Below are 16,474 nucleotides of genomic sequence, written 5' to 3' on the forward strand. Positions count from 1 at the left end.
CCTATAACAGTTGTTGAATCTTTGTGCTGTCACCTGGGTGATAGCTTCGCAACTTTTGAATGGCGGAGCTATGAGTTTCCGAGTACACTTCAATTGTTTCTTCTATCTGTTCCGCTTCATCATTCGTTTCGTTTGCCATTTTCATCATCACTAGCTGCTTCAGCGGTCCCCCAAGCAGCAATTCCAATGCCTCCATCGCTTCAGGGGCTTCAATCGAGCCAATGCCTGCCTGAGCCATTCTCTTCTGATATTCCGGTGAGGAAACAACACCGACGCTTCCCCAATAACTCCAATTCATCACGGCTACTGTACAAGACCATACTTGAGAAAGCCGCTGTGCAAAAGCATCCTTAAAACTGCAGCCGGCAGCGTAATTGCTTTGTCCGGAAGCTCTCGCAAACGATTGTACGGAAGAGAAAAACAAAACAAAGTCCAGTGGTTCATGCCGGAAAACTTGTGCCATTCGCACACTTACATCAACTTTTGCAGCAAGAACGTTTCTGAAGCAGTCCTCACTCATATTCATCAGGCTTCGGTCTTGCAAGACAATCGCAGAATGTATAATGCCGTTGATTTCTCGATGCGTTTGTTTGATTGTTTCATAAGCATGTTCTAATTCCTCGCGGTTAGCCGCATCAGCTTGAATGTAAAATGGGGCTGACCCTAGACGCGCAAGTCTGTCCAGCTTACTTTGAATCGCTGTATCCATTTTCCTTCTGCCAATCCAAACAATCAGTGCCTGGTATGTTCTGATCATATATTCGCTCCAGGCTTCGCCAATACCGCCTGCGCCGCCTATGACGACATAAACGCCTCCGTGCTTATACTTCGTATGCACTGGTTGATTGTTGTGCACTGGAATCAAACGCAGTTTATGCCAGTGCTGATTTCGATAGGCCCAAGTATTCCCTTCTTGATCAATTGGCAAGGAAACGATCTCAGACACCCGCAAATCCTCATGCTTCCTGACATCGATCAGCTTTGTCTGCCAATTTGGATATTCTTTTGCCATCGAACCGATCAGGCCGTGTACACCGGCGTCGACCGGGTCGACAATATCATACTGATCAACACATTGCGTATCTGCCGTCACGACCGTCCAACTCATCTTCTTTTCTCCATAGCCTAAAGAGAGCATTGCCTTAATGAGCCTGAACATTTGATTCACGCCTTGATCTTGGGCTTCAATCATTTCGTCGCCGAATTCACTTTCTGTCACACGGGAAGGGGACAGCCACACAATATGGTCAAACGATCCGAGTGTTTCAAATTGGCTCCCAATCTCATGAATCGATGCGCTCGGCTCAATATACAGCTCCTCGGCAAACGGGAACTGCCTTTGAACAGCTTTTCTGCTGTTGTGATCCCCTCCAAGGATGACAACACGCTCATCAGCAGGCGGAATGCTGTTCTTCTCCAGTTGTACTTGATCCCATACCGGCGCCATAAGAAGCGCTCCATCAAGAGATGCCTTGATATCTGGTGACTTCGGCTCATCTTGCGGTTGTATTTCTTCCAGTACCCTTGAGGAAATACCCTTGATTCGTACACACACTCGGCCTTGTTCATCACATAGATCCATATCCAGTTTCTGTATTCTGTCCTCATTTGGACGAGATGTGACAGACACCCACATTTTATCTGTACACGGACTGAATATTTCTAGCTCTTGCAGCGCAAAAGGCAGAGAAAGCTGTTCGTCGCCGGAATTCAACTTCAACCCGATTGACGCTTGTAAAGCAGAGTCTGCCATACTTGGATGAAGAACGAATTCGTCCAGCGTGTGAGATATACCAGGAGGCAGGGAAAGCTCTGCCAGGGCTTGATTGCGGCTGATATAAAGCCGATCTATTCCTTGAAAACCAGGTCCGTATTTAATGCCGATCGCCTTAAATAATTCATAACATTGCTCGTGTGAGAGTGTGCTTAGGCAGCATTGATCTTGAAGCTCACTGATATCCTGAACTGGAATGTCTCCTGCCCCGCTGATTGCAGCACTGCCTTGACAGTGTATTTTCCGCCCATTGTGCGCATCCTCTGTAAAGATGTTAAAAGCAATCTCACCGTCCTGCTGGGGATCCAGACTGATATCGACTTGAACAGGCTGGCCATCCGCCACAATTGGCTGCACCCACACAACATTTTTGATGTGAACAACAGATTGTGTCTCTATGATTCCTCTCACTGATCTCGTAACGGCAGCATGAACCATCTCAAGATATGCCACACCCGGCATGACCGGGCTTCCCTTCACCTTATGATCGGTGAAAAAGAACTCAGCACCTGTAAAGGTTGAGCTGAAACGCTGCTCTGATAGATCGGATGTGTTGGACTGTACTAATGGGTGCAAAGCTGCTGTTTCGACACTAGGTGCTGCATGATGTGTGACTGCTTCCTCTTTCATATCCGTTATCCAGTAGCGTTCTTTTGCAAATGGATAGGTTGGGAGACTGATGCGTTTCGGCTGTTTGCCGCCATACAGTTTACTCCAATCTATTTCCATGCCTTTTATCCATAATTCAAGCAGTCTTTCATATATCACGGGCTCCCAGCTGTTATTGAGGATTTTCTGTATTTCATCATCTGATCTCAATGTCTGTACGATCCCTTTGTCTGCTCTGCCTGACATGTACTTCGCACTTGCATGTCCAGTGATAAAGAGGTTCAGTTTTTTCAACAAGTCCCCTGCCGAGACAGCGATGATCCCTAATCTCTCCTCCATTGCATCACGCCCCACTTGGAGTGTGTAGGCAATATCAGTGAGATCACGAGATGTAATAGATTGACTGCTGATAAAGTCTGCTAATTGCCGGGCTTGGTCTTTTAGACGATCTTCATCCTTTGCCGACAAGATAAAGATGCCCGGATGTTGTGCTGTCACAGCTGGCGCTTGTGCAGAATGAGTTGCTTCTTTTGGAATATATTCCTCAATGACCACGTGGGCATTGACGCCGCCTATGCCAAATGAACTGACGCCGGCGCGGCGCGGCAGCTCTCGGCCGGCTTCATCCTGCAGCGCCTGCCACTCTCTGGATTCCTGCACAATATAAAACGGGCTGTCCTCCAGTCTGATATACGGATTTATCGTTTCACTGTACAAACTCTTTACAAGCGTCTTATGTTTCAGCTGCAATAACACTTTAATGACACCCGCCACACCGGCGGCGAGCGATAAGTGACCGATGTTTGTCTTTGCAGATCCAAGTCCGCAATGACCGCTATGAACTGCCGGGTCTCCCGTTTTTTCAGACAGCTCTTTAAATGCCGCTTTTAAGCCGTTGATTTCTACTGGATCACCAAGCTCTGTTCCAGTTCCATGCGCTTCAATATAGGTCACGGTTCTTGGATCAATTCCCGCTTTTTCATATGCTGTTTTCACGACATCCGCCTGAGCCTTCGGATTAGGAGTCGTCAGAGAATTTGCGCGGCCTCCGTGGTTTACCGCACTTCCTTTGATGACACCGTAAATATGATCACCGTCTCGTTCAGCCGCTGTCAGCTTTTTCAGGAAGAGAATGCCGGCACCTTCACTGACTGCGAATCCATCGGCTCTATCAGAAAATGTTTTGCATCTTCCTTCTTTGCTCAGCGCCCCGGCCTTATCATAGGCGATATGGCCTTGAGGTGTTACAACTGTGTTGACACCTCCTGCAATCGCCATTTCACAGTTTCCGTTTTCAATTGCGCAAACCGCATGATGAATGGCGACCAAAGAGCTTGAGCATGCAGTGTCGATCGGTTCGCTCGGTCCATGAATGTTCAGAAAATAACTGACTCTATTCGGTCCTGCAGAAGGACTCATGTTCGCAGCTGCCGAGCCTTCGATGTCTACATTTGACAAAAGCGAACTGTACCCCGTGTTTCCAGTCCCGATATAGATACCCGTTTTGGTTCCTGACAGGCTTCGCGCTGAGTATCCCGCTTCTTCTATCGCCTTCCACGCATAGGTCATTAACAGGCGCTGCTGAGGCTCCATCTGTTCCGCCTCAAGCGGAGATATGCCGAAGAACAATGGATCAAAGTCAGCTACTTCATCTATAAAACCGCCCCATTTGACGTTTGTTTTATTCGCTTCTTTTAGAGGGTCTCCGTAATACTCCTGCCAATCCCAGCGGTCTTTTGGAACCTCTGTAATACAATCTACGCCCGCTTTCAGATTCTTCCAGTATTCCTCGATGTCCTTTGCCTTCGGAAAAACGCCGCTCAGCCCCACAATCGCAATAGGCTCAGGCCCGTGATCAGCTGCCTTTTGCACTGGCGTTACCGAAGGTTTTGCAAAGCGGTTTTCAGCTGAAAATGTCATGTTTTTTATGTTTTTTTCTACAGGTTGTAAAGGCTGCTCAGCTTTGACAGGCGTTTGAACTGTAAAGGCATTTGGATATTCTTCTGACAGATACGCTGCAAATGCATAAACAGTTGCGTGTTCGAAGAAGATCGTAGGCGTGAGATCCAGCTTGTACTGCTCATTCAGTGTATTTGCAAATTCAGTCAACGTTATCGAATCAAATCCATATTGATTAAATTCCATATCCGGGTCAATCTCTTCAGGTTTGATTTTGAGCAATTGAGAGATTGCTTGCTTTAAAGCTTCTTGAATATGGTCAAACAAACTGTCTTGGTCCATTTTTGCTTCAGATGTCACCGGTACCTGCACTGTTTTCATTGGAACATCATCAGAAGACGGTTTTTGAGTCAGCTTTTCCCTCATCATGTCTCTGATCCCTTCCATGACGATGACGTGATCTTTGCCAAATGCCAAACCTTTATACAGCGCCTGAATGCCGGTCTCGGTCCGCATTGGAGTCACACCTGTGTTTTTCAAAGTCATGTTTTCAATTTCTTTATTCGCGCGCATGCCGCCTTCTTTCCAGAGCGGCCAATTGATCGACAACGTTTGTCCGTGCCTGTACATGGCGGTCACAAGCGCATTTCGATAAGCTGCATAGCTGTCCATAAACGCGTTAGCCATCGCATAATCCGCCTGCCCTACGCTGCCGGCAACACTTGATATTGAAGAAAAGAGGATAAAGAAATCTAATGCGAGATGCTCGGTTGCCTCATCCACATTCACAAGTCCTTTTACCTTAGGTGCGAGAACTTGTGTCAGCTCTTCATTGGTTTTGTTCACGAGATAGTTATCTTTAATCAGCCCTGCGCTGTGAATGACGCCATTCAAGTCCCCGTAATCAGACGTGATGCTTGTGATGAGCTCGGAGGCTTCCTCTGCTTGTGTCACATCAATCCGTCTGTATTCTGCGCGAGCCCCTAAGCGCTGAAGTTCGTTTAGCTGTACCTGCTGATCCGGATTCAACGCAGATCTGCCTGTCAGAATGAGCACAGGCTGTTCGGCTTGACGAGCAACCTCTTTTGCAAAAATAAACCCGAGTCCTCCTGCACCGCCCGTGATGAGGTATACACCCTTATCTCTCCACGGCAGGCTTATGTCCTGATCAGCCATTTGCATTTCACGTAATTCATTGATGTACCGTTTGCCATTTTCATATTTGATGTGCTGATCTCCTGCGTGTCTTTTATTCTCTTTCAGTTTTTCTATAACACTTTCAATGTTTTCGTTTGAATCGATCTCAATCGTCTGGCCGATCAATTTTTTGTTCTCCAGGCTGGCGGTTTTATGGAGCGCCGATAGCCCTGAGAATGAGTACTGTTTTCTTTGGGCAGAAGTTAGAAGCTGGATCAGGACATTGCCCTGCGGCTTGCTTTTGAGAAGGCTCTGTACTGTCTCAAGCGCTTGTTCGGCATAATCTTGGAACCTCTCTGCCAGTCCTTCGCGGAAAGACTCCAAAACGATGCATTCCGCTCCTATCATTCTTGATTCAATGCTGTCTTTTGAGAGGCCATCCATGTCACAAAGCATGACAATGTGCCGTTCGTAATGAGGCTCAGGATTTTCTTTTTCACAAGCCTTAGGCACCCATTGTTCTTCAAACATCAGGGTTTCCAGCGTTTGATCAGGTTTTGCCGATCCAGAGCCGCCTTCAGCTGCCCTGAAAGACAATCCTTTCATCCGTACGCAAACATTGCCGTTCTCATCTAACATATCAATATCCCGTTTTTGTACTTTATCAGTTGCCTTGCTGCCTTGACTGTATCTTGCATATACCCACATTTCTGAAGAGCATGCTCCGAAGACTTCAAGCTCTTGGACCGCAAAAGGCAGTGTCAGCTGGTTATCCCCCGCGCCTGTTAAAATGCTCGATGCCTGCAAAGCAGAGTCCATCAACCCCGGGTGCATGTTGTATTGGCTGAGCGTATCTAAAGCAGACGGATGCAATGACAATCTTGCTAAAACAAAATGTTCGGCTGTATAGATTTTTTTCATCCCGCGGTAAGCAGGACCATATTCAAAACCGATCATTTGATAGGTGTCATATACTTCAGTAACGCTGAAATCGCTTTGCTGACACTGCTCCCGCAAGGATTGCAAGTCAACCACCGGCAGGTTTTCAGCAGGACTTATTACAGCACTGCCTTGGCTGTAGACGATTGACTGTTCGCCTGCAGCGTCTGGATTACCGTAGATTTCATAAGAGATTTCACCATTTTCTCCCGGTAAAAGCCTGATGTGTACGTGCTGCGGCTGATCCTCTACAACAATAGGCCGCACCCAAACCGCATTCTTTAGCTTCATGGTGCACGGAACACCTTGTACCTCTGCTGCCTGTTCGACAGCCGCCCGCGCCAATTCAAGATGTGCCACTCCCGGCAAGATCCGTTGGCCTTTGACAACATGATCGGCAAGGAAAAATTCTTCTCCCGTATAGATGGAGCTAAATCTTTGTTCCGAGAGGTTCGATGTGTTTTGATGCATTAATGGATGGAGCACGGCTCCGCCAAGGCGGGAGGCTGCTTTGTTTGCTTCAGGGCTGCCGCTTTTTTGAATATGATCAGAGATCCAATAACGGTCTTTTGCAAAAGGATATGTCGGCAAGCTGATGCGCTTTGGTAGATTCTCGCCATACAGTTTCGTCCAGTCTACATCAAGCCCCTTTACCCATAACTCAAGCAGTTTTGCGTACTTTCCCCGTTCCATCCATTTTTCAACGGCTTCTTGAATCTCTTCGTCCTCTGTCAGCATTTGCAGCGTGCCTTTATCAATCCTGCCTCTAAATAAATCCTCCACATCGCTTTTGCCTGCTGCAAAGTCTTTTAACTTTTGCTGTAAATCCTCAATGGAACCAGAAATAATCCCGAGACGTTCTTCCATCGCATCCCGTCCGGCTTGCAGTGTATAAGCGATGCGGGTGAGATTTACGTCACTATATGTTTCCTTATCAATCGCATCTGCCAGCTGCTGTGCATATTCTTTTAGCCGCGCTTCATTTTTAGCCGATAAAACGAAGATACCCGGATGTTCAGGTGTGATGGACGGTATAATCTCATCGGCTGCTTCTGGAATATATTCCTCAATAATCACGTGAGCGTTTACGCCGCCGATCCCAAATGAACTGACACCTGCTCGGCGAGGTAGCTCTTCTCCCCGTTCATTTTTCATCGCTTTCCATTCTTCCGTTTCCCGTACGATATAGAACGGACTGTCTTTCAGCTGAATGTACGGATTCACGGTTTCGCAGTGAAGACTTTTCACTAAGGTTTTGTGCTTAAGCTGCAATAATATTTTAATGATCCCTGCTGCACCGGCTGCCAGCGATAAGTGGCCGATGTTTGTCTTCACAGACCCTAATCCGCAATAAGGATTGGCTGATGGATCTCCTTCATTCACACCCAGTGCTTTAAAAGCTGATTTCAATCCGTTAATTTCAACCGGATCTCCAAGCTCCGTCCCGGTTCCGTGCGCTTCAATGTAGGTTACGGTTTTCGGATCGATTCCCGCTTTTTCATATGCCGACTGAATGACATCCGACTGCGCCTTCGGATTAGGCGTCGTTAAAGATGCTGCACGGCCGCCGTGATTGATTGCGCTGCCTTTTATGACTCCGTAAATGTGGTCTCCCGCTTCTTCAGCCGCTTTTAATTTTTTCAAGAACAGGATGCCGGCCCCTTCTCCATGGGCAAAACCATCGGCTTGATTCGAAAACGTTTTGCATTTTCCTTCTTTACTCAGTGCCCCCGCTTTATCAAAGCTGATATACACCTCAGGAAGGATAATTGTATTCACGCCGCCGGCCAATGCCATGTCACAAGTGCCTTCCTCAATTGAGGAGATGGCGTGATGGATAGCCACCAATGAGCTGGAGCAAGCTGTATCAATCGGTTCGCTCGGCCCATGCAGATTAAGAAAATAACTGACCCGGTTCGGACCGACTGAAGGGCTTGTATTGGCCGCCGCTGAGCCTTCTACTGCCGAGTTGGCTTTTGACAAAAGGGAGCTGTATCCTGTATTTCCCGTTCCGATGAAGACGCCTGTTTTTGTGCCAGACAGACGTTTCGCCGAATATCCTGCATCTTCGATCGCTTTCCAGGCGTAAGTCAACAGTAAGCGCTGCTGAGGTTCCATTTGTTCCGCTTCACGCGGGGAAATGCCGAAGAATAATGGATCAAAATCTGCAATTCCGTCAATAAAACCGCCCCATTTTACGTTCGTTTTATTGACTTCCTTCGCCGGGTCACCTTCATATTCCCGCCAATCCCAGCGGTCTTTCGGAATTTCCGTCATGCAGTCTTTGCCCTCTTTTAAGATCTTCCAGTATGCATCAACATCTTTCGCCATAGGGAAAATCCCGCTAATGCCCACAATGGCAATAGGCTCATGCCCAGCATCACTCTGTGCGGCGTTTGGCAGCGTGACTTGCTGCTTCCGGCGTCTTTTAGCTTTGACATGTAAGGCTTGCTCCTGTTTGGCAGCAGGCTGAACCTGGGCCGATGCTGCGCGCACAGCAAATGTCTTCGCAAACACCGCTTGATATTCTTCTGACAAATGCTTGCCAAACGCATGAATCGTCGGGTGGTCAAAAAAGACGGTTGGCGTCAGCTCTAATTTATAGGCGCGATTGATATGGTTGGTGAATTCCGTCATTGAGATAGAATCAAATCCATACACCGTCATCTCGGCATGATCTTCAATCGTTTCAAGCTTAACCTTTAACAGCTTGGCGACCTCCCGCTTTAACATCGCCTTTACTTTATCCAGCAAATTGTCTGTATCAATGTTCTTTGCTTGTTCAGTCATGCTCTCTGTTTCCTTCTTTTCCATAGGTACCGAGGCGGTTTTTGCCAGCATGTTTTGTTTTATCTTCTGCACATCGCCTTCGATCACCATTACTTGGTTTGCTTCGGAATGAAACGCTTGATATAATGCCTGAATTCCTTTTTCTGCTCTCATAGGAACAATCCCGGCCATTTGCACAAGTCTTTTCTCTGTTTCTTGATCGACCTTCATGCCGCCCTCGCTCCATAACGGCCAGTTTACAGAAAGTGTCTTCCCGTGCCGCTGGCTGAGGTCGGCAAGCCTATTTCGATAGCTTGCATACATATCCATAAATACATTGGCAGCCGCATAGTCAGACTGACCGATGCTTCCTAAACTTCCAGAAAGTGATGAAAAGAGAATAAAGAAGTCCAACGGCAAATCCTTGCTTGCTTCGTCTAGGTAAACAAGTCCTTTTACTTTAGGCGCCAGTACGTCGTGCAGGTCTTCGGCTGATTTATTGACCATGTAGCTGTCTTTGATGATTCCCGCGCTGTGAAGAATGCCGTCCAGACGGCCGTATGTTTTCTGAATTCTGTCAATAAGCTGGTAGACTTCAATCTTATCGGTAACATCTGTTTGCTGATAGGTGACCTCAGCCCCCTTGCCGTGAAGCTCTTTAAGCTTATTGCTTTTACTTTCGCTAAGAGGCGAGCGGCCTGTCAGAATCACTGTCGCATTCTTCGTTTGTTCCGTGATTTCTTTTGCAAAAATAAGGCCTAAGCCTCCGGCACCACCTGTAATGAGATAAACGCCATCATCTTTCCACGGCTTGCTGATGTCTTGGTTTGCCGTTTTGATGTCACGCCAATCAGCAATGTATCGTGTGCCGTTGTGATATTTGATATATGAATCGCTGCTCATTTGATTTTCTATCAGTTTGCCAGCTATGCCTTCTCCGCTTTCTTCACTGCTGACTTCAATCATTTGGCCGGTTAGTTTGGCATTTTCCTGCTCGGCCGTTTTTAGCAGTCCAATCAACCCTGAAAACAATTGCTGTTCTCCTTCGGCAAAGGTTACGATCTGAATGAGAATGCCGCCTATCGGTTTCGTGCGAGTGATCTCTTGTACCTTCTTAAACACTTGTTCCGTATAAGAATGGAAACGCCCATCCACTGAAGAAGGCCTTGCTTCCAAGCTATATACATGGACATCCTCGATCGCTGCTTCAATCTGTTTTCTCGTCTCATTGTCATATTCACATAGGAACACGAGATGCTCTGCATATTTTTTTGCCGCCGCGCCTTCAGCTGCCTTTTGTTCTTGCCAAACGGGCTGAAGCAATAAAGTTTCAGCGTTTATTTTTGATGATTCGGTTTGTATATCAGCCTCCATCACTCTCGTCGAAAATCCTTTCATCCGCACGTAAATCGTGCCATGCTCATCGCATAGATCAATATCGACTTTCTGTATCAGATCCCCTGGTTTATTTTTCACGTTGAATTGAACATAAACCCACATGTCAGTGACACATTGATGAAAGACCTCAAGCTCCTCCAGGGCAAACGGCAGTGCTGCCTTAAAGTCTTTACTGTCTGACAGCTCCGCTCTGACGACGTTTTGTAAATATTCAGCCGCCTGTAACGCCCCGTCCATTACACTTGGATGAAGAACATAATCGGCCAACGTATGCATGACAGATTCTGGCAGTGATAATTTCGCAAGCAGCTGACCCTCGCCTTTATATACGGCCTCTACACTCTTGTAACCGGGGCCGTAATCGGCGCCGATCATTCCTTCATAAAACAAGGCAGCGTCCATTCTGCTTTGATCACATCGGGTCTTGATCTCAGCAAGATCCAGCGCTTTTTCTTGCTTTACCTGCATCAATTCCGCTATACCCTGGTTATATACAACTGGTTCTGCATCAACAGATTCCGGCTCACCATACATCCGATAAAGAATGTGTCCGCCGTCTTCATCATAAAGTCCGATGTTTACGTGAACCGGCTCATCTCCTGCTACAACCGGACGAACCCACACGACATTTTTCAGCCTGATTCCAGTTTCATGATCCTCCAATTCGCCAATTCCTTGTTCTATAGCGGCTCTTGCCATTTCAAGCGTGACCGCCGCCGGCAAAATCGCCATGCCTTTAATGATATGCTCGGCAATAAAATACTCTTGTCCTGTGAAGGTGGAGCTGAACCGCTGCTCTGACAGAATCGATGTATTATGGTGCACCAAAGGATGCAAACGCGATGGTTCAATTGTTGTGATAGCGCTGGTGCCGCTTTCAGGCCAGTACCGTTCTTCAGCAAAAGGGTATGTCGGCAAGCTGATGCGGCGCGGCGTCGTATTTTGGTAAAGCCTCCGCCATTCAACGTGAAAGCCTTTTGCCCACATCTCGGCAAGCTTTTTCAATTCTTCTTTTGATATCCGTGATGCAGCCAGTTCTTCCGCTTCAGCGTTTCCAAGCAACTGTTCAGCGGATGTCATTCTCGTTTTTTCTACTTGAATACAGCCTTCTGCGAGCGGCTTTCCATTCACAAAAGCTTCCAGCTGCTGTTTCCATTCTTCCAGATCGTTCGCTATAAAAACGACCCTGCTGTCCATTGCTTCCCGGCCGACCTGGAAGGTGTATGCAAAATCTCTTAGAGAGATATGCGTTTGCTTGTTTTGACTGATATAGGTCAGCAGCTCCTTTACGTATGCTTGGAGCCGTTCACTATTTTTTGCTGATACAGGAATGATATAGGGCTGATCGCCTTCGTTCCCTGCCCATGCAGAAAGGGTTTCATATTGCTCAAATATAGCATGGGCGTTAGTGCCGCCAAGACCGAATGAACTCAGAGCCGCCCGGTGGACACCTTCACTTTTCTTTAACGGCTCTCGTTCGCGGACAACATAAAAGGGAGAGCTTTCAAAGTTTATATTCGGATTCGGCTCCGTACAGTTGATAGTCGGTGCAAGTTCATTATGGTATAAGCTCATCGCAACTTTAATGCATCCGGCTAACCCAGCAGCCGTATCTAAATGGCCAATATTCGTTTTCACTGAACCAATTCCGCAAAATTGTGTTTTGTCGGTGTATTGCTTGTACACTTTATTTAAAGCAGACAATTCAATAGGATCGCCTAATTTCGTTCCCGTTCCGTGCGCTTCAATATAACTGACCGTTTCGGGATGGATGTTGGTTTGATCCAATACATGCTGTATCACTTCTGTTTGGCCTTTTACACTTGGCGCGTAGAAGCCTGCCTTATCTGCCCCATCATTATTAATGCCTATTCCGCGCATAATGGCATAAATATGGTCTCCGTCTTTTATGGCATCCACAGCTTTTTTCAGCAGGATAACCGCTACGCCTTCACCTCCGGCCATTCCATCCGCTGAAGCATCAAACGCCTTAACATGACCGTCGCTTGAAAAATTCAATCCGTTTTGGTGTACGTAGCCGATCGCTGATTGAGCGTGCAATGTCGCGCCTCCGACAAGCGCATATTGAGATTCGCCTGATGTCAGGCTTTTGTATGCCTGATACAAGCCGACTAGTGATGAAGAACAATTAGAATGAACAAAGTAGCTTGGCCCTTTTAATCCGAGCTTATGTGAGATCATCGTCGGGATGGTTCCGCTTTGGGCTAAAACCCATGAGACATAGCCATCCGGTGATTCATGCCCTTCTGTTGCCTCCTTCGGCAATAACGTTCTGTATGAATTGTTGCTCGCAGACATATATACACTTGTGCCCGGAATCTCCTTTGCCACATATCCTGCATCCTCAATCGCTTTCCAGGAATGCAGCAATAAGAGGCGGAGCTGAGGGTCCATATACTCAGCATCTTTCGGAGAAATTTGAAAGAAACCAGGGTCGAATAAGTCTTTCCCCTCGATCGCAGATTGCACAGGCACATAGTCAGGATGTTGAATCAATTCTTCCGGAACTCCGTTTTCGCGAAGCTCTTCTTCAGAGAAGAACTGAATGCTTTCTTTGCCTTCCTTGATGTGATTCCAAAAATCATGATGATTTTTCGCACCCGGAAATTGGCAGGATATCCCCACAATCGCAACACTATCGTCAAAATAAGGAGGGATCGTCTGCTGCTGGTATTTTCCATCTCTTTTGAGATCATCTTCGTCTTCATTTCGAGTTATGGCTTTTTCTGAGTTTTTCATCTCCAAAATGTATTGGCTTACTGCACGGATCGTGGAATATTCGAATAGCTCGGTAACACTAAATTCACAATCCAATTCTTTTTTGATTCGTTCAGCCACAGCTACAGCCAGAAGCGAATCACCGCCCGCATCGAAAAATCCGTCTTCCGGTCCAAATCCGCTGACCTTGAGCGTTTCCTCCCAAATGCGAAGCACCTGATCCTCTATTTCCGTTAACTGCAAGCGATTTGGTTTCTTTTTATTGAAAACAATCTCGCGTTTTTCCAGTTCTTTACGGTTCACTTTCCCGCTGGGCGATAACGGCAGCTCATCTAAGCGGATAAAGTGTGAAGGTATCATATATTCCGGCAGACTGGATTTTAGATGACGGCGCAACTCTTTTGGATCTGCAGAGGAATGGCCGCTTTCCTCTGTATAATAAGCAGCGAGCTGTTGATGGCCTTCCAGCTGCTTCACCACGACCGCCTGATCTAAAATGCCCGGATATTCACTCAGCTTTGTTTCTATTGCGCCCAGTTCGACGCGAAAACCGCGTATTTTGACCTGGCTGTCAATCCGACCTAAATATTCTATGTTGCCGTCAGGAAGCCATCTTGCTGAATCACCTGATTTATAAAGCTTGGTCCCTGGTTCAAATGGATTGTCAATAAATTTTTCAGCCGTGAGGCCAGGCTTATTATAGTAGCCTCTTGCCAAGCCGGCTCCCGCGATGCAAAGCTCACCAGGCTTTCCAATCGACACAGGCATCAAATGCTGGTCCACAATATAAAGTTTCACGTTGGAGACAGGTTTTCCAATCGGCGTATGGTGACTTGCAATATCCCCGTTTCCACATCCGAAATACGCAGCATAAATGGAGGCTTCCGTAGGTCCGTAAATATTTTCAACACGGCAGTTTTTAAAGATTGATACCGCCTTTTTCACTAATTCTTTAGGGAAAGCTTCACCCGCAACCATCATATACTTGAGCGGTCCATCCTCTGTGAACTGCTTGTTGTCTTTCGCCGTTTCTAAAAAAACATGGAGCATAGCCGGTACAAAATTAATATGGCTCACTTTGTATTTTTCAATATAATCCATGCACTGCTGCGGTGATTTCTCTCCATTAGGCGGAAGAATCACAAGGCGGCCGTTTCCGATAAACCATCCAAATAATTCCGAGATCGATACATCGAACGCATAGTTCGTCTTCAGTAAATATGCATCCTCAGCAGTCACGGGATAGTGAGATTCAAGAAAATTTAGGGTATTCATAATGCTCCTATGCTCGACCATAACCCCTTTAGGCTGTCCAGTGCTTCCCGATGTGTAAATGATATAAGCGAGATGCTCCGGTTTTACTTCCCGTTTTAAACCGCTGCTTTGCTGATCTGTATAATCATTCCGGCAAGCCAACTCGATATTGATAGCTTTTACATGGCTGCCAATTAATCCGCTGATCGTATGATGAACGTTAGGTTGGGTCAGGACAATGGATGCCTGACTGTCTTTGAGCATGTACTCCAACCGTTCTTGCGGGAAGCTTGGATCTAACGGCACATACGCTCCGCCGGCTTTCAGTATTCCTAAAATCCCGATGATCATATCAAACGAACGCTCTGCACAAATTCCAACAGGGTGTTCAGGTCCAACCCCCTGATGTTGAAGATAGATTGCCAAAGATGTGCTTTTTTCATCTACTTCTTTATATGTAAGAGACCTGTCTTCGAAAATCACAGCAACCGCATCCGGGGTTTGTTTCGCTTTTTCCTCAAACACTTCATGTATACACTTGTCATTTGGCGTGTTTGTGCTTGTCGCATTCCATTGTTCCAGTAAACTGTTTTGTTCTTGATGTAACTGTAAAGAGTAGGTTTCAAGCGGCAAAGACGGATCCTCCATCATGTGTTGCGCGAGCTTCATATAGTTCTCCATCATGCTTTCAATGAAGGACAATTCATATAGATCAGGGTTGTACAAAAGGTGAAGCACTGTTTCATTTTCTTGCTCATATATCTCGAGTGCCAGCTCAAATTCTCCCTCTTGCCGAATATCCTCAATATATTCAATGCCAAGCGTTTGATATGGTTCAAGCGCTTTTTGCAAGCCTGTTGTCTGAAAGAAGTTTTGGTACAGAAAGGCTGTTTGAAAAACCGGCGAATCCGCGGCCGAGCGGTCTACATTCAGCTCTCTTACCAATGCTGGGAACGGATATGCCGCATGGTCCAGACCGTCAGCCATTGTCAGCTGCAGTTCCCGAATAAATGCTGTAAATGGCTGAGATCCGATATTCTTGCTTCGAACAGCCATCATGTTGATAAAGTAACCGATAAGGGTTTCAAAGCTATCTTCATGCCGCCCCATTGTCGGAACGCCGACAATGATATCTTTTTGTTTTGTATAGTGATGCAGCAGGACCTTGTAAATGGAGAGAAACACAACCGATTCATTCACATGATTGGTGCGGGCAAACGATTTGATTTGATTTCTCAGGTGATGAGGGAGCAAGCTTTTATATGCTTGCCCCTTGAATTTTCGTGCTGAAGACCGCGGGCGGTCAGCTTGAAGATCAAGAACTGGCAGATTCCCAGACAACTGTTCTTTCCAGTAAGCGAGATGCTCTTCCCCTTCTCTGCTATTCAGCATCCGGGTTTCCCAATCGACAAAATCGTAATAATCAGCTGTTAGCGGCTGCGGCACGGGCTCAATCCCATTCACTAATTCTTGATACGCCTTAAAAAGTTCCGATATCAATGTCAGCATCGACACACCGTCAAATATGATATGGTGAATCGTTATGAGCACAATGCATTCTTCTTTTGATCGATGAAAAAGATGTGTGCGCAATAACGGACCAGCTTCCAAATGAAAAGGTTCTTTTGCTTTTTCTTTTAGAAAAGGCAATATCTCTGCTGATTTGATCGCTGAAATATCCTCTTCCTCAAAACAAAGAGCTTCTGACGACTGAACCGTTTGAAATGGAATGCCATTCTCCTCTTGAATCACACTGGTTAAAACAGGATATTGTCTCTGCACAAACAGAAGGGCTTTCTTGAACGTCTCTGCATGTATTCGTTTGCTGATGCGAAAGCATAAAGGAATATTATATGCACTCATATCAGGAGACATTTTCTGAAGCATCCACAGTCCTTTTTGTCCTTCTGAAAGCGGGCTTTTCAACTGCCGCTTCTTGCCTTGAAGATGTTCTTC

At 46.4% G+C, this 16,474-nt stretch carries 1 protein-coding gene; it reads right to left on the reverse strand.

Annotated elements, in window-relative coordinates; all coding sequences use genetic code 11:
- Position 1: 1 nt before the first annotated feature.
- Positions 2–16,405, reverse strand: coding sequence for an amino acid adenylation domain-containing protein (locus tag AC0DBE_RS06025; protein WP_472961946.1), 16,404 nt, complete (start codon positions 16,403–16,405; stop codon positions 2–4).
- Positions 16,406–16,474 lie beyond the last annotated feature (69 nt).

Source organism: Bacillus sp. VA15, assembly GCF_055721145.1.